We start from the raw sequence: 16,009 nt of genomic DNA on the forward strand, positions 1-16,009 counted from the left end.
GCACACTCATTTCGTTCAGCCCCCTGCCAGGCCCGCATCCAGCACCGACCTGGCGATCGGTGCCGCCACCGAGCCACCGGTGGCCGACAGACTCCGGTCGCCGCCGTTCTCGACGATCACCGCGATGGCGATCTTCGGGTTCTGCGCGGGCGCGAAGGCCATATACCAGGCGTGTGGCGGGGTGTTACGGGGATTGCTGCCGTGTTCGGCCGTTCCGGTCTTGGACGCGATCTGGTACGGCGACCGGCCACCGCCCGCGGTATTGGCCTCCGAGGCGACCATCAGATTCGTCAGGGTCGACGCTACCTGTGGGCTCACGGCTTGTCCGACCGAGACGGCCTTGGTCTTGCTCAGCTCGGACAGGTCGGGCGCCTGGGTCTGGTCGACCAGGTACGGCTGCATCCTGGTTCCGCCGTTGGCGATGGTCGCGGCGACCACCGCGATGTCGAGCGGGGTGACCGCGACATCGCGCTGACCGATGCTGGACTGGCCGAGCGCCGGGTTGTCCGGGATCGGGCCGACGGTCGACTCGGCGACCGGGATCGGCACCCCGCGGTGCGGGCCGATGCCGAAGGCCGCGGCCTCGTCCTTGAGCGCGCTCGCGCCGACCTTCATGCCGAGCTCGACGAACGCGGTGTTGCACGAGCGCCGGAACGCCTCGTACAGGCTCGCGGTCGGGCCGTCGCCGCAGGTGCTGCCGCCGTAGTTCTCCAGCGTGGTGCTGGTGCCGGGCAGCGTGATGTTGGGCGCGGCGGTGAACTGGTCGTCGGGACCGGCCACACCGTTGGACAGCGCGGCCGCGGTCACGATGGTCTTGAACGTGGACCCGGGCGGGTAGGTCTGCGAGACGGCGCGATTGAGCATCGGCTGCGACTGGTCGGTGCTCAGCCGCTCCCACGCCGCCCGGCCCGCGGCGCCGTCGTGACCCGACAGCTCGTTGGGGTCGTAGCTCGGCGTCGACACCATCGTCAGGATCTTGCCGGTGCTCGGCTCGATCGCCACGACCGCGCCGGTGTAGCCCTTGGAGGTCATCTGGTCGTATGCCACCTGCTGCATCACCGGGTTCAGCGTGGTGAGCACGTTGGCGCCGCGCGGGTCGCGGCCGGAGAACATGTCGATCAGGCGGCGGCCGAACAGGCTGGAGTCGTTGCCCGACAGCAGCGGATCCTCGGCCAGCTCGAGCCCGGTCTTGCCGTACTGCATCGAGTAGAACCCGGTGACCGGCGCATAGGCGGGCGGGGTGCTCGGGTACTGGCGCAGGTACTTGTAGCGGTCGTCGGTGGCGACCGAGCTGGCGAGCACGGTGCCGCCCGCGGAGATCTGGCCGCGTTGGCGCGAGTACTCGTCGAGCAGCACGCGTGAGTTCCGTGGATCGCTGCGCAGATCGTCGGCCTTGACCACCTGCAGATAGGTCGCGTTGACCAGCAACGCGACCACCATCACCATCACCGCGACGGCGACGCGACGTAGCGGAGTGTTCATTCGCTCGCCCTGCCTTCCGACCTGCGGAACATCTCGGTCGGCGCCTCCGCGATCGGCGCCGGGCCACGTTTGCGCGCCGGTGCGGGCGCGCGGGCGGCGTCGGAGATCTTGATCAACAGCCCGAGCAGCGCGTAGTTCGCCAGCAGTGAGGAACCGCCGTAGGAGATGAACGGCGTGGTCAGGCCGGTGAGCGGGATCAACTTGGTGACGCCGCCGACGACGACGAAGATCTGGATCGCGATGGTGAACGACAGCCCGGCCGCGAGCAGCTTGCCGAAGCTGTCGCGCACGGCCAGCGCGGTCCGCAGGCCACGCACGATGAAGATCAGGAACAGCATCAGCACGGCGGTGAGCCCGATCAGGCCCAGCTCCTCGCCGATGGTGGTGACGATGAAGTCGGTCTTGGCGAAGGGCACCTGGTTGGGCCGCCCGCTGCCGAGACCGGTACCGGCCAGCCCGCCGGTCGCGAAGCCGAACAGCGACTGCGAGATCTGGTAGCCGGTGTTGTGGTAGTCGTCGAACGGGTGCAGCCAGGTGTCGACGCGCACCCGCACGTGCCCGAACAGCTGGTACGCGAAGACGAAGCCGAGCACGAGCAGACCGCCGCCGATGATCAGCCAGCCGACCCGCTCGGTCGCGATGTAGATCATCACCAGCACCGTGCCGAAGATCAGCAGCGAGGTGCCGAGGTCCTTCTCCAGGACCAGCACGCCGATGCAGACGACCCACACGATGAGCACCGGGCCCATGTCGCGCGGGCGCGGCAACTCCATGCCGAGGAAGTGCTTGCCCGCCGCGGTGAACAGATCACGCTTGGCCACGAGCACGCCGGCGAAGAACACGATCAGCAGGATCTTGGCGAATTCGCCCGGCTGCACACTGAATCCGGGCAGCTTGATCCAGATCTTGGCGCCGTTGACTTCGGAGAACGCGCTCGGCAACAGTGCCGGAATCGCCAGCGCGACCAGGCCGACCAGGCCTAGGGTGTAGGTGTAGCGGGCGAGCGTGCGGTAGTCACGCAAGACGATGAGCAGGGTGATGAACACCACGATGCCCAGGCCGGTCCACATGATCTGCTGGTTGGCGTCGGGGGAGGGGATCGGGCTCGAGTCGTACGCCGCTTTCTGCGCGTCCGCGAGGTCGAGGCGATGGATCAGCACCAGGCCCAAGCCGTTGAGCAGCGCGATGATCGGTAGCAGCAGCGGGTCGGCGAACGGCGCGAACCGCCGCACGGCCAGATGCGCGATGCCGAACAGCGCGAGGAAGGCCAGCCCGTACTTGGCGATGTCCCAGGTGATCGACTGTTCCTGGCTCGCCTCGACGATGAACAACGACACCGTCGTGATCCCCGCCGCCCCCGCCAGCAGCAGCAACTCCTGGTTGCGGCGCGTCGACGGGGGTGGTGCTGGCGCGAATCCGCCAGGGGGGCTGGGGAAAGCCCCAGCCGACGGCGGTGCCGGTGCGGACATCAGTCCGTCACCCGGCAGTTCTCCCCTGAGATCTGCGGAGTTGTCGTGGGGGAGGTGGTGGTGGTCGGCGGGGCGGGCGTCGTGGTGGGTGTCGCGGGCTGATCAGGGCCGGGCGTCGGCGCGCCGCCGGGGACGGCGGGCGGCTGCTCGGTCGGCAGCACGCCGGGCTGGGGCACGGCTTCCTTCTTCGGGCACGGCGGCAGCAGTTCCTTCTGCGCCAGTACCTTCATGCTGTCGCGCGCCTTGTCCAGCGAGTCCGGCGGCAGGCCCTTCTGGACCTGGTCGCGGCCGGTCTGCTTGAGATCGCTCACCATGAGCTTCTTGCAGCCGTTCGGCGCCGACTCGCCCGCGGCGACGAGGGTCAGTTCGCCCTTGCCGTTGACGCAGCCGGTGAGCTCCACATCGTGGATCGAGTAGCCGAGGATCGAGCCGGGCAGGCCGCGCATCACGACCACCTGATCGTTGTCGGCGCCCACGTAGTAGTTGCTGCGAATCATCTTGTAGCCGACGACGAGTCCGACGGCGACCGCGGCGATCAACGCCACCGACAGCAGCAGCCAGCGCAGCTTGTGCGACTTCGGCTCCGGCGGCGGTGGCGCGGCGGCGGCCCGGCGCGGCTGGGCGCGCGGCGGGCGCATCGCGGCGGCGCGGCCTGCCGCGGTGTTCGGCGGCGGGGCGTCTTCCTCCTCCTCGGTGGAGGCGGCGCCCGCCACGATCGGATGGCTCTGGCCGTAGTCGAGGTCGATCACGTCCGCGACGACGACGGTGACGTTGTCGGGCCCGCCGCTGCGCAGCGCCAGCTCGATGAGCCGGTCGGCGCACTCGTCGGTGTTGCCCTCGCGCATGGTGTTGCCGATGGTCTCGTCGCTCACCACGTCGGAGAGGCCGTCGGAGCACAGCAGGTACCGGTCGCCGGCGCGGGCTTCGCGCATGATCAGCGTCGGCTCGATCTCGTTGCCGGTGAGGGCGCGCATGATCAGCGACCGCTGCGGATGGGTGTGCGCCTGCTCGGGGGTGATCCGGCCCTCGTCGACCAGCGACTGCACGAAGGTGTCGTCGCGGGTGATCTGGGCCAGTTCGCCGTCGCGCAGCAGGTAGGCGCGCGAATCGCCGATGTGCACCATGCCGAGCTTGCGACCGGCGAACAGGATCGCGGTGAGCGTGGTGCCCATGCCGTCGAGTTCGGGCTCGGCCTCGACGTGGTCGGCGATGGCGGCGTTGCCGGAGCGGGTGGCGCGGTCGAGCTTGGTGAGGATGTCCTCGCCGGGCTCGTCGTCGTCGAGATGCGCCAGCGCGGCGATCATCAGTTGGGAGGCGACTTCACCGGCGGCGTGGCCACCCATGCCGTCGGCGAGGGCCAGCAGGCGAGCGCCCGCGTAGACCGAATCCTCGTTGTTGCCTCGGACGAGGCCCCGGTCGCTTCGCGCGGTGTAGCGCAGAACAAGTGTCACGATCGCAGCTCGATCACAGTTTTGCCGACCCGGACCGGAGTACCGAGCGGAACACGGACAGCGGTGGTGACTTTCGCGCGGTCGAGATAAGTGCCGTTGGTGGAACCGAGGTCTTCCACGTACCAGTCGTCACCACGCTGAGAGAGTCGCGCGTGCCTGGTCGAGGCGTAGTCGTCGGTGAGTACCAGCGTCGAATCGTCGGCGCGGCCGATGAGGACCGGCTGTGTGCCGAGGGTGATTCGCGTGCCGGCGAGTGAACCATGAGTCACCACTAGATACTTGGCGCCCTTCTGGCCTCGGCTGAAGGAAGGCAGCACCGTGGAACCGCGCGCGGCCCTGGGCTGTATCCGGATGCCGGATGCCGCGTAGATATCGCTGCGCAAGGTCCGCAGGACGGCCCAGACGAACAACCAGAGCAGCAGCAGGAACCCCGCGCGGGTCAATTGCAGGATCAATCCCTGCACGGCGTTCCACCTCCTGTTCGCCCGGGTACGTCGGTACGGCGGGTGCGGAACGAACCACCCCCGCCAGCGTGCTGGCTTGCGGGCCCCGAGGTCGGGGCCGTGCGTGTGATGGCAGCATCATAGGGCCGACAGCGTCGACTCGTGACGTGCACCGCGCAGCTTACGGGATCAGACGATCCGGATCAGGATCTCGGAATGTCCGGCCCGGATGACGTCGCCGTCGGCGAGCTGCCAATCCTGCACGGGCGAGCCGTTGACCAGGGTCCCGTTGGTGGAACCGAGGTCCGACAGCATCGCGGTCTGGCCGTCCCAGCGCACCTCGATGTGGCGCCGCGACACACCGGTGTCCGGTAGCCGGAAGTGCGCGTCCTGGCCGCGGCCGATGATGTTGCTGCCCTCGCGGAGCTGATACGTGCGGCCGCTGCCGTCGTCGAGCTGGAGCGTGGCCGAGTAGCTCGACTGCGCCGGCGCGGCGTAGCCGGCCTGCTGGCCGTAGCCCTGCTGCGGGGCGCCGTAGCCGCCCTGCTGGCCGTAGCCGCCCTGGTCGGGCTGGTCGTAGCCCGGCTCGGCGTAGCCCTGCTGCCCGTAGCCGGCGCCTTGCTGGCCGTAGCCCTGCTGAGGCTCGGCGTAAGCCTGCTGGCCGTAGCCGCCCTGCTGCTCGTAACCGGGTTCGGCGTAGCCCTGCTGGCCGTAGCCACCCGGCTGCTGGCCGTAGCCCTGCTGGTCGTACCCGGCCTGGCCGTAGCCGCCCTGCTGGTCGTACCCGGGCTCGGCGTAGCCCTGCTGTCCGTAGCCGCCCTGCTGGCTGTACGCCTGCTGGTCGTACCCGGCCTGGCCGTAGCCGCCCTGCTGGTCGTAACCGGGCTGCGCACCGTATCCACCCTGCTGGGCGTAGCCACCCTGCTGGTCGTAGCCGTTCTGGTATTCGCCACCCTGCTGGCCGTACGCGGCGTCGCCGTAGCCGGGCTGGGCGCCGTAGCCGCCCTGCTGGCCGTATTCGTCGGGGTAGGCCCCGCCCGGAGCGGCACCGCGCGCGGGCGGCGGAGCGTACCCGCGGTTGCGTGGATCGGACTCCGCGGGCTCTCGGCTTGGCTCGTAGCCTGAGTTGTGCGTCATGGGGCCAGCTCCTGGTTGCGGGTGTGCGGGTCGTTGTGGCGGTTCGGGGCGAGGTGGGGCGGTCCCGCGACCGGCGTCGGGGTCGACGCGGCCGCTCGCTCTGAACATTCCGGTGTGCAGCGTAGGTGATGCCTCGAACGCCACGTGTACTTCGCCGTAGGTCTGCCAGCCCTGCTCGCGGATGTAATCCTGCAGATGTTTGGCGAACGCTTTCGTCGTGAGGTCGTGATCGGCATCCAGTTTTCCGTGATCGGATTCGTTGATCGTGATCACGTAACTGTTGGGCGCGAGCTTGTGCCCGCTGCCCAGATCCTGCACCTGATCAGCGGCTTCGCGTTGCAGCGCCGCCTCGACCTCCTGGGGGACGACACTGCCGCCGAACACCCGCGCGAACACGTCACCGACGGCGCCCTGCAGACGACGTTCGAATCTCGACACGATGCCCATCACAGCCCTCCCTTCGGTGCGCGTGCCCAGCCGGTGGACACGCTGGTTACGGCGTGTCCGGACCCGACCACGTTCCTTGCATGATATCCACGATCCTCCAACCCTGTAACTCCCGGCGAACCGCCCCGGTTCCCGAGCCGAATCCATACGCATCACCGCAGGTCAGAGACTCGATTTTATTTTCGGCGGCGGGGCATGTTAGATTTTTCCAGTCGCTCGGGCGAGTGGCGGAATGGCAGACGCGCTGGCTTCAGGTGCCAGTGTCCGTAAGGACGTGGGGGTTCAAGTCCCCCTTCGCCCACCAGACTAGAGGCTCGATCCAATTCGGATCGGGCCTCTGGTCATTTCCGGGGTGGTGAACCAGGGAAAACAGGTCAGGCTTTGTGCGCGACCAGCAGGTGGTGGGGGATCGGTGGGTTCGGCAGTGAACGCTGGGTGACGGACAGCCCGGCGGCGGTGAGCGCGGCGACGACGTCCTCGACGGGGCGCAGCGTGAATCCGTAAGGAGTGAAAGGCATCTTCGCCATCGCCTCGGGATCGCCGATGCCGACCACCACGGCGCCGCCCGGCTTCAGTACGCGGGCCAGTTCGGCGCAGGCGGCGGGCAGGTCGTCGAGGAAGTAGATGGTGTTGACGGTGATGGCGGCATCGAGGGTCGCGTCCTGGAACGGCAGCGCGGTCAGGGAGCCGTCGTCGAGCACGAGGCGGCCCGAGGCCAGCTCGCCGGCGAACGCCGACCTGGCGCGCGAGCGCATGTCGGGCGAGGGTTCGACACCGTGCACCACGCCGCCGGGGCCGATCCGGTCGAGCAACAGTGTGAGCCCGACGCCGCCGCCGAAGCCGATATCGGCGACCGTCGCGCCGGAGCCCGGCCCCGCCGCCTCGACCGCCGCGGCGATGGCGCGCCGGTTCCCGCGATTGAGCACGAACGCCACGCCCCTGCCGAGCACACCGTGCGGATTGCCGAGCTGGTCGGCGATGGTCGTGAGCAGGCGATCCTTGACCCCGGACATGCGCTCATCGTAGGCGTTTCGCGGCGGCCCGCGCCGAATACTTCCGCCCGGGCACCGATCGGGTGTTCGATACTGAACGTGTTCTCGACCCGCCGTTTCGCCGCCCCGTTCGCCGCCCTCGTCCTCGCGATCGCCTGCGCGGGGCAGGCCGAAGCGCTACCAGCTGTCACCGGGCCGCTGCCGGCCAATCCCCATCTCGGACCGCTCGGCACGGCGACCATGCACGGCGACGCCGGCTCGTCCGACGTCACCCCGCTCGCCGGACCGCGCCCGGACGCGCCCGTCACCGTGTATCCACTGGGCGCCGCCTGCCCGACGCTGCTGGAGGGTGGCGACGGGCTGGTCGTCGGGCTGTGCACGGCCATCGCCGGGCAGACGCCGACCGTCTATCTGCTCGATCCGGCCGCGCCGGGCCCGCTCACCGGCGCGCTGGCCGCGCTGCCGCTGGCCAAGGGCAGTCTGCTCGGCGGTGTGTACGCCTACCTCGACAACGCCGACCGACTGGTGGTCGTCGACGGCGAGCGCAGCCTGTTGCGCGTCGGCCATCAGCGCGACGACGCGGGCCGATGGCGGCTGACGGCCGTCGAGCAGGCCGACCTGTCCGGCGTGATTCCCCAGGGCGACAACGTGACCGGGCTCGTGCCCGACTGGTCGGGAAATGTGTGGTTCGCGACGGGCCACGGCGTGATCGGACTCGTCGACCCCGCGGGCGCGATCGCCACGACCGCGCTGCCCGCCGACGAACTGGTCGCCAACAGCATCTCCGCCGCCCCGAACGGCGGTGTGGCCGTGGCGAGTACGCATGCTCTCTACGAGCTGCGCGCGAAAGACGGTCGGCCCGAACCACTCTGGCGCGCGCCGTACGACCGGGGCTCCGCGCGCAAGCCGGGCCAGCTCAGCTGGGGCACCGGTTCGACGCCGACGTACTTCGGCCCGGACACCGGTGGCGAGTTCCTCGCCATCGTCGACAACGCCGACGGCCGGGTGCGGCTGGTCGTGCTGCGCTCGGAGACCGGCGAGCAGGTCTGCTCGGTGCCGGTGCTCACCGAGCGGGGCGCGGGCAGCGAGAACTCGCCGATCGCGGTCGGCCGATCGATCTTCGTCGCGAGTACGTACGGCTATCCCTATCCCGCGGTGCCAGAGGGCGCCGGCCCGGCGGTGCCAGCGAGCGCGCCCTTCCACGGCGGGCTGACCCGGGTCGACCTCACCGCCGACGGCTGCGCGCCGGTGTGGGACAGCGGAGTGCGCAGTGCCGCGGTGCCGCGCCTGTCATTGGCCGACGGCGGCATCCACACCCTGCGCCGCGTCGGCCCCGACACGACCACACCGCTGGACGGTTTCGAATACGTCGTCATCGATCCGGCGACCGGGGCGATCCGTACCGCGCGGCCGCTGCCGGGCACCGTGGCGGAGGACCCGCTGCAGATGGCGGCGCTGATCACGCGCGGTGGGGCACTTCTGCAGGGGACCGTCACCGGGGTCGTCAGAATCGGCTGATATGCGCAGGTGAGGCGAAGATCACACAACCCTGATTCGTGGCGGATCGGGGTGTTTTGGATGTCCGTTTCGTACGGTTCGGCGCTCCACAAGCAACAGGTCGTTTGACCAAATCAAGCCCTGGTGACAGGTGCTCCGCGTGGATTGCCGGGTGCTGATCTTGTTTGCAGCCCTGTAAACCAACTTGAAGTCTCTTTTAATGCGGATCGAGTCCGGCAAACCTAAATTCCGTTGCCGAATCAGCAGGTGATCGGCTATGCGGAAGAACCAACTCGTTCGCGAGCAACCCGGTGGAACATTCGCGTACGAGACATCGAGAGACCGAGTGACACGTTTTCGAAGGTTTGCCGGAGGTGAATTCTCGGTGCGCGCCGTTCCGGTTTGCTGGTGGCGCCGGAAGTTAGCTACGGCGCTCGGAACCGGGGTCCCGGACGGGGTTCACGGGTTCGCAAACGGTACGCCCGACCTGCGCGTTGGGGGTTGCATGGGCATAACGATTGTGTACAGTTAACGGCAACGCTGGCCGCAGCTCGAGCCCGACTCGCTGCGGCCAGCGGAACTCAAATGGGGGAGTTCGACACCTTCTCGTAACCTCGCGTAGCTGCCGATTGTCCGGCGCCGTTCCAGCCAGGTGTGCTCGGAGTTGCCTGCCTCACAAATGCACGTGCATTTGCGAGATCAGACCCGGTCAAGCGGTTTTGCGGAGGTTGCCAGCCAGCGCTCGGTGGGGTCGGGCAGGGCCGTCGGCGCGGCCGCCGCGGCATCCTGCTCGTCGGCGACGCGGCGGCCGAGCCCGAAGACGTAGAACAGGAACGCCGCCTCGGCGACGAACCCGAACCCGATCCGCACCGGCGCGGGCAGCGGACTCGGCGTGACGAACCCCTCCAGCAGGCCGCACACGAGCAGCACCACCACCAGGCCGAGCGCGACGGTCGCGGTCACCCTGCCCTGCCGGGCCACCGCGGCCGCCCGGCTCCGGCGGCCGGGATCGACGAGCGTCCAGCCCAGCTTCAGCCCCACCCCGCCGGCGACGAACAGTGCCGTCAGCTCCAGGGTGCCGTGCGGGAGGATGAAGCCGAAGAACGAGTCCAGCCGACCGGCATCGGCCATCAATCCACCGGTTATCCCCAGATTCAGCGCGTTCATGAACAGGGCATACACAGCGGGCAGGATCAGTACACCGGTGAACAACGCGATGGCGGCGACCCATGAATTGTGGGTCCACACCTGGGCGGCGAAGGCGTCGTTGGGGTGCTCGGAGTAGTACGACTCGAACGAACCCCCAGGTCCGGTGATGATCGAGGTGTCACCCTCGGGGATCCCCAGGGCCTCGCGGGCGGCCGCGGAGTTGTCCACAAGGGCGGCGAGCACGGCGGCGACGGTGAGGAACATCGCGGCCACGCCCACCCACCACGGCCACGCGCGATACACAGCCGCGGGGAAGTGCCTGGTGAAGAATCGGCCGACCTCGCGCCACGGTTGGGTACGCGCGGCGAGCACCCGGCCACGTGCCCTGGCGAGCAGCGCGCTCAGCGCGGCGACCACCTCCGGATCGGGATGGTGGTCCTGCAGTTTCGCCAGCTGCTGGGAGGCGGCACGGTACCGGCGGACCAGTTCGTCGGCCTCGGCGCCGGAGAGCGCGCGCTGGCGGACCAGCTGATCCAACCGATGCCACGACCGTTGATGCGCCCAGCTGTAGGCATCGGTGTCCATATCGGGAATGCTAGCCACATGGCCGAATTCACCACCGGCGAAGCGGTGGCGCTGGAACTTCCGATCGCACGTATCCCCAGCCGCGCCGGCGCCTTCCTGCTCGATCTGCTCATCCAGCTCGGGCTCGCGGCCACCCTGGTCTACGGCGCGATGCTGCTACTGCTCGCCGCCGACGCCGACGAGGCGTGGTGGAACGTCACCGCCGTGGTGACCCTGGTGACCGTGCTGGTGGTGTACCCGGTGTGCAGCGAGACGGTGTCGCGCGGCCGCTCGGTGGGGAAGCTGGCCTTCGGGCTCCGGGTGGTGCGCGCCGACGCGGGCCCGATCGACTTCCGGCACGCCCTCACCCGCGGCCTGGCGGGGGCGATCGTGGATTTCTGGATGCTCGGTGCCTTCGGGGCGGTCGCGGTGGTCAGTTCGCTGTGTTCGCGCGACGCCAGGCGAGTCGGTGACGTCCTCGCCGGAACGGTGGTCGTGCACACCCGGCAGACGCTGCCGCGGCCGACGCTCGCCGTCGCCCCACCGTGGTTGGCCGGGTGGGCGGCCCAGCTCGAGCTGAGCGGGCTCTCCGACGAACTCGCCGGTGCGGTTCGGCAGTATCTGACCAGGCTGCGCACCCTGACCCCGGCGGCGCAGCACCACCTCGGCACCCAACTGGTCGATGCCGTCTGCCAGGCGCTGCGCATACAGGCGCCGCAGGGCTACCCGCCCTATCACGTGCTCGGCGCGGTACTCGCTCGGCGCCAACAGGTTTCCCGCGTCTAGCGGTGGATGACGCTGTCCCTGTGGATGAATTCGCCTGTGTACAAACTGTTGGGCGACCCGTGGATGAACTGTGCGTTCACAGCGATCCGGACTGCTTCAGTTCCAGGTATTCGTCGGCCAGCGCCTCCGGCAGCTGATCGGGAGCCGCCGCTACCACGGCCACCCCGCGCCGACGCAGCGATTCCTGCACGAGAGCCCGCTCGGCCAGCACGGTTTCGGCCGCCGCGGCCAGGTACACGGCGTCGGTCGTCGACCGGTCCCGCGCCGCCGCGGCGATATCGGGATCGGTGACCGACACGATCAGCACCCGATGCCGCCGGGTCAGTGTCGGCAGCGCGGGTAGCAGATGCTCGGTGACGCTCGGGCCGTCGAGACTGGTGAACCAGACGATCAGCGCGCGCCTGCCCACCCGCGAGATCACGGTGCGGACGAGTCCGGTGGTGTCGGTATCCACAAGCTGGGGAGTCACCCCCGCAAGGCTGTGCATAAGTCTGAGCGGCAACTGATTTCCACTCACCCCGCTCACCTCGGCGCGCACCCGCTTGTCGAAGGCGAGCAGGTCGACGGTGTCGCCCGCGGCCGCGGCGAGACTGCCGAGCAGCAGGGCGGCCTCGATCGAGGAATCCAGCCGGGTGCCCTCGCCGACCCGGCCCGCGCTCGCGCGTCCAGTGTCGAGCACCATCAGCACGTGCCGGTTGCGTTCGGGCCGCCAGGTGCGCACCAGGACGTCGGCGGCGCGTGCGGTGGCCCGCCAGTCGATGCTGCGGACATCGTCACCGGCGACATACTCACGGAACGAATCGAACTCGGTGCCCTGCCCCTTCGTATTCGCGACGTTGCGGCCCTCCAGGTGATGCAGCCGCTTCACCTTCGAGCGCAGCAGCCGCTCACTGCGGAACGGCGGCAGCGCGCGCACCCGCGCCGGCACCGCCACGCGACTCTGCCGACCGGCCAGCCCGAGCGGGCCGAGCAGTCGCAGTGTCACCGGTCCCGCGACGCGGTCGCCGCGATAGGTGGGAACCAGCCTGGTGCGCAGCCGGATTCGCGTGCGCGGTGCCAGTGCCAGGTCGTGTGCCCGGAACTCGGCCCGCGCGCTGTCGGGCCAGGAATCCCAGAGCACACCGCGCACCGTGGCCGTGCCGGTATTGGTCACCACGAGTTCGACCTCGGTGCCGCGACCGAGCCGCACGATGGTCAGCGGATCGCGGGTGAGGGTGAGGGAGTCGGCCCGCGCGGTGAGCGCCACGTCGAACACGCCGAGCGCGACCAGCAGCGCGGTCGCGCCGAGGACCCCGAGCCACGACGGCACCACGAACATCACCGCCGCCGCCACGAGCGTGGCGACCAGCGCGAACCGGCCTGTGACGACCACCGCTACACCGGAACCGGCACCGAGACCAGCAACGACGAGAGCACGCCCTCGGCGCTCACCCCGTCCAGCTCGGCCTCGGGCCGCAACTGCAACCGGTGCCGCAGCACCGCCACCGCGACGGACTTCACGTCGTCGGGGGTGACGTAACCGCGCCCGTTCAACCAGGCGAAGGCGCGCGCCGCGGCCAGCAGCGCGGTCGCGCCACGGGTGGACGCGCCGTGCGCGACGGCGGGGGAACTGCGCGTGGCGCGGCACAGATCGACGATGTAGGCGAGCACTTCGGGGCTCACCGTCACCTGTGCGACCGCGGCGCGGGCCGCGGTGATGTGCTCGGGTCCGGCCACCGGACGCAGGCCGGCGGCGCCGAGGTCGCGCGGGTCGAAGCCGCTCGCGTGGCGCTGCAGGATGCGGAATTCGTCGTCGCGGTCGGGCAGCCGGATGTCGACCTTGAACAGGAACCGGTCGAGCTGGGCCTCCGGCAGCGGATAGGTGCCCTCCTGCTCGATCGGGTTCTGGGTGGCGACCACCACGAACGGGTCGGGCAGCGGGCGCGGGCGGCCGTCGACCGAGACCTGGCGCTCCTCCATCGACTCCAGCAGCGAGGACTGGGTCTTCGGTGGGGTGCGGTTGATCTCGTCGGCCAGCAGCAGATTGGTGAACACCGGGCCCTGGCGGAAGGTGAACTCGGCCGAATGCGGATCGTAGATCTGCGAACCGGTGACATCGCCAGGCATCAGGTCCGGGGTGAACTGCACCCGCGCGTGGTCCAGCGCCAGCGAGGTGGCCAGCGCGCGGACCAGCAGCGTCTTGGCCACGCCGGGAACGCCTTCCAGCAGCACATGGCCGCGGCACAGCAGCGCGAGCACCAGGTACAGCACGGCCTGGTCGTTGCCGACCACGGCCTTGCCGATCTCGGTGCGCAGCGCGGCCAGCGCCGCACCGGCCTCCGCCGCGCTCGGCGTCTTCTGCAGAACAGTGTTGTCGGTCATCCGAGCTCCGTCTCGATCCATTCGAGGTGTGCGGCAACGTAATAGAGGGTGTTCTCGTCCTCGACCGGACCGAACAGGACCGTGCCGATCTGCTGCGGTGGTACGCCGAGGCGGGCGGCGGCCGTCGCGACGAGCTGGTCGTCGGTCAGGTCGCGGAGGCCGAGCCGGGGGCGGACGCGGCGCAGGGTCGCGGTGCGCAGCGTCCGCGCCACATGGGCGACGTCACCCGAGCGACGGTACAGCCCGGCCTGCCCGGCGAGCAGCTCGTTCGCGGCGACCTCGACCGGTCGCGGCTCGCCGACCAGCGCGCCGCGGCGGCGGGCCCGCCACCAGACGAGGACGGCGAACGCGATCAGGAACTGCAGGCCACCGAAGGCCAGCCACGCGGGCTGACTGGTGAAGATCGAATCCTTGCCCGGACCGAAATCGGGATCGAGGTCGGGATCGTCCGGCGGATCGGGCGGGGGCGGGGTATCCGGCACCTCCGGCGCGTTCGGCGCGCCACACGACTGGAGGCTGGCGTACAGCAGCAGGGCGAGTGCCAGCGCGGCCGCGAGTGCGGCCCAGAACCGCGGGTTGCGGAGCAGATCTGGCAGCGGCGGAAGTTGTCTGCGGCGTTTGGGCGCTCGCTCGACGACCTCGAGTTCCACCGGCTCGTCGACCGGCGGTGGCGCCGATCGCGAATAGCGGTCGACGTATTCGAGCCTGCGGTACTCGTCCTCGGTGGCGGCGCGGCCGCCGTAGACGACCTCGTCGAAACTGCGTGCCGCCGGATGCAATTCGGTCGATTGTTCCAGCGGGAGTGCCGTGGTCGCGTCGTCGGCGGTCTCCTGCGCGGTGCGTGAGCGCCGGACGGGCAGCGTGCCACCCTGCTCGAGCGCGCGCAGGACCGCGCGGAACCGCTCACGCAGCGCGCTGTCGTAATCGCGTCGGCTCGCGGCGTTCTCCGCCGCCGCCCGATGGTCGGCAGCGGCACCGAGGCGCGGTTGTGGGGGAGCGCCGGAGTGCGCGGATCTGTCCGTGCCCGGGAAGTCGTCGTCGGTCAAGGGTGCCCGCCCGGGATCTGGATGTCGAGACCCTCGCGGGCGCAGCGGCGATCGATGTAGGTGACCGCGCGGCTGGTGGCCTCGATGATCTCGCCGACCGTCACGACGAGCAGCAGGCCGCCGACGAGCAGCGTGATGAAGGCCCAGCGGTGGGTGCCGGAGAAGTCGGACAGGAAGAACGGAATGCCGAAGGCGGGCACCGCGAGCACCGCGAAAATCACCCGCTGGGTGAGCCACAGCCCGGCCACGGTCCAGTCGGCGCCCTGCGCGAGTTCCTTGGAACGACCCACGGCGACACCGTAACCGGCCTGCTCACCGATGATCACGGGCTCGATCACGAACCGCCGGGCCCGCACATACGACAGCCAGAGCAGCGCGAGCGGATAGGTGACGATCAGCAGGCTGCCCACCACCAGCACCCCGATGCCGAGCAGCGAGAACATCGACTGCGCGAGGACCAGCGGCCCGCCCCGGCGCGCCGCGGCCCGTAGTCCGGCGACCGCGCCGTACCGCACCCCGCCGAAATCGGCGAGCGCGACGGCCACGGTCGCGCCGCGCAGCACCAGCCGCAGCAGCCAGACGAACACCCCGGTCGCGAGGACCACCGCCCACGCCGTGCCGTCATCGGAGCCGTCGGTGAGATGCGAGACCAGCCCGGTCACGCCGAGCACCCCGAGCAGGGCCAGCACCAGCGCGCTCCCGCCCAGCGCGGCCAGCGCCCGGATATGGGCCTGGATCAGGGCGAACGGCTCGTCGAGCAGTTCGCGGAAACGCTTGGGCCGGATCGGTACCGTCGGCGGCGGTGAGGGCATCGGCGCAGGCGCTCGTGCCGGATCGTTTCCCGCCCCGACGGCGCCGACCGCTTCGACGGGACGCACGTGGGCAGTGTAATTGGAGCGCTGGCGCGCTCGAGGTTCGCGGCTCCTTCTGTCCCGGGGGGGGGGGGGCCGGGGTGTGGCGCCCGCGGCGGGGGTAGGACTTGCGTAGCTGGTCGACGACCAGACGGTCCTCAGGCACGGCCGCTCCTCCCCTCGGCGAGCGCCCACGGCGCGACGCCCGCCTCACCCACACGATCGATTACCTGTCCGGTGTCGATCCCGCCGAGGCCCGCATCCGATTCGGAGACGCCGACACCCTGTGCGGCGGCGTGCGGAGCATTGGGTTTGGGGCATGGGGGATTGGTGG

General features: G+C 69.9%; 13 protein-coding genes and 1 tRNA gene. 3 read left to right on the forward strand and 11 right to left on the reverse strand.

Annotated elements, in window-relative coordinates:
- Nucleotides 1-15: 15 nt before the first annotated feature.
- From QH270_RS25410 to QH270_RS25430, 5 genes are all read right to left on the reverse strand, one after another.
- Nucleotides 16-1,482, reverse strand: coding sequence for a peptidoglycan D,D-transpeptidase FtsI family protein (locus QH270_RS25410; protein ID WP_110037967.1), 1,467 nt, complete (start codon nt 1,480-1,482; stop codon nt 16-18).
- Complete coding sequence (locus tag QH270_RS25415; RefSeq protein ID WP_280346606.1) at nt 1,479-2,951, reverse strand: FtsW/RodA/SpoVE family cell cycle protein; 1,473 nt, start codon at nt 2,949-2,951, stop codon at nt 1,479-1,481. Before QH270_RS25415 ends, QH270_RS25410 begins: the two co-directional genes overlap by 4 nt.
- Nucleotides 2,951-4,402, reverse strand: a complete 1,452-nt coding sequence (locus QH270_RS25420; RefSeq protein WP_280346607.1) for a PP2C family protein-serine/threonine phosphatase — start codon at nt 4,400-4,402, stop codon at nt 2,951-2,953. Before QH270_RS25420 ends, QH270_RS25415 begins: the two co-directional genes overlap by 1 nt.
- Nucleotides 4,399-4,866 carry an FHA domain-containing protein FhaB/FipA gene (locus tag QH270_RS25425; RefSeq protein ID WP_110037970.1) on the reverse strand — a complete coding sequence of 156 codons (468 nt, stop codon included), beginning with the start codon at nt 4,864-4,866 and terminating at the stop codon, nt 4,399-4,401. The genes QH270_RS25420 and QH270_RS25425 overlap by 4 nt, the downstream gene beginning before the upstream one ends.
- Nucleotides 4,867-5,034: 168 nt before the next feature.
- Nucleotides 5,035-6,429, reverse strand: a complete 1,395-nt coding sequence (locus tag QH270_RS25430) for a DUF3662 and FHA domain-containing protein (RefSeq protein ID WP_280346608.1) — start codon at nt 6,427-6,429, stop codon at nt 5,035-5,037.
- Nucleotides 6,430-6,647: 218 nt separating this feature from the next.
- Between QH270_RS25430 and QH270_RS25435 the strand changes: the two genes are divergently transcribed.
- A tRNA-Leu gene (locus QH270_RS25435) sits at nt 6,648-6,733 on the forward strand.
- A 70-nt stretch (nt 6,734-6,803) separates the two neighbouring features.
- On the opposite strand, the gene QH270_RS25440 is transcribed toward QH270_RS25435, so the two are convergent.
- On the reverse strand, nt 6,804-7,442 hold the full coding sequence (locus QH270_RS25440; protein WP_280346609.1) for a methyltransferase domain-containing protein: 639 nt from the start codon (nt 7,440-7,442) through the stop codon (nt 6,804-6,806).
- Between the two features lie 78 nt (nt 7,443-7,520).
- Here QH270_RS25440 and QH270_RS25445 point away from each other — a divergent pair, with 78 nt between their 5' ends.
- The gene (locus QH270_RS25445; RefSeq protein ID WP_432420429.1) at nt 7,521-8,939 is read left to right on the forward strand and encodes a hypothetical protein; all 1,419 of its coding nucleotides are present in this window, start codon (nt 7,521-7,523) and stop codon (nt 8,937-8,939) included.
- A 678-nt stretch (nt 8,940-9,617) separates the two neighbouring features.
- On the opposite strand, the gene QH270_RS25450 is transcribed toward QH270_RS25445, so the two are convergent.
- A complete protein-coding gene (locus tag QH270_RS25450; protein ID WP_280346610.1) occupies nt 9,618-10,652 on the reverse strand; it encodes a stage II sporulation protein M in 1,035 nt (344 codons plus the stop codon).
- 18 nt (nt 10,653-10,670) lie between these two features.
- On the opposite strand from QH270_RS25450, the gene QH270_RS25455 reads away from it, so the two are divergent.
- The gene (locus QH270_RS25455) at nt 10,671-11,417 is read left to right on the forward strand and encodes an RDD family protein (protein ID WP_280346611.1); all 747 of its coding nucleotides are present in this window, start codon (nt 10,671-10,673) and stop codon (nt 11,415-11,417) included.
- A 76-nt stretch (nt 11,418-11,493) separates the two neighbouring features.
- On the opposite strand, the gene QH270_RS25460 is transcribed toward QH270_RS25455, so the two are convergent.
- The 4 genes from QH270_RS25460 to QH270_RS25475 are packed head-to-tail and all read right to left on the reverse strand — an operon-like array spanning nt 11,494 to nt 15,702.
- On the reverse strand, nt 11,494-12,789 hold the full coding sequence (locus QH270_RS25460) for a DUF58 domain-containing protein (protein WP_280346612.1): 1,296 nt from the start codon (nt 12,787-12,789) through the stop codon (nt 11,494-11,496).
- Between the two features lie 2 nt (nt 12,790-12,791).
- Nucleotides 12,792-13,778, reverse strand: coding sequence for an AAA family ATPase (locus tag QH270_RS25465; RefSeq protein WP_280346613.1), 987 nt, complete (start codon nt 13,776-13,778; stop codon nt 12,792-12,794).
- Nucleotides 13,775-14,824 (reverse strand): DUF4129 domain-containing protein, encoded by a 1,050-nt coding sequence (locus QH270_RS25470; protein WP_280346614.1) that lies wholly within the window; start codon nt 14,822-14,824, stop codon nt 13,775-13,777. The genes QH270_RS25465 and QH270_RS25470 overlap by 4 nt, the downstream gene beginning before the upstream one ends.
- Nucleotides 14,821-15,702: a hypothetical protein gene (locus tag QH270_RS25475; RefSeq protein ID WP_280346615.1), complete on the reverse strand. Its 882-nt coding sequence runs from the start codon at nt 15,700-15,702 to the stop codon at nt 14,821-14,823. Before QH270_RS25475 ends, QH270_RS25470 begins: the two co-directional genes overlap by 4 nt.
- Nucleotides 15,703-16,009: the final 307 nt, after the last annotated feature.

Origin of the sequence: Nocardia neocaledoniensis, assembly GCF_029868625.1 — a bacterium.
GTDB classification, from domain to species: Bacteria; Actinomycetota; Actinomycetes; order Mycobacteriales; family Mycobacteriaceae; genus Nocardia; species Nocardia neocaledoniensis_A.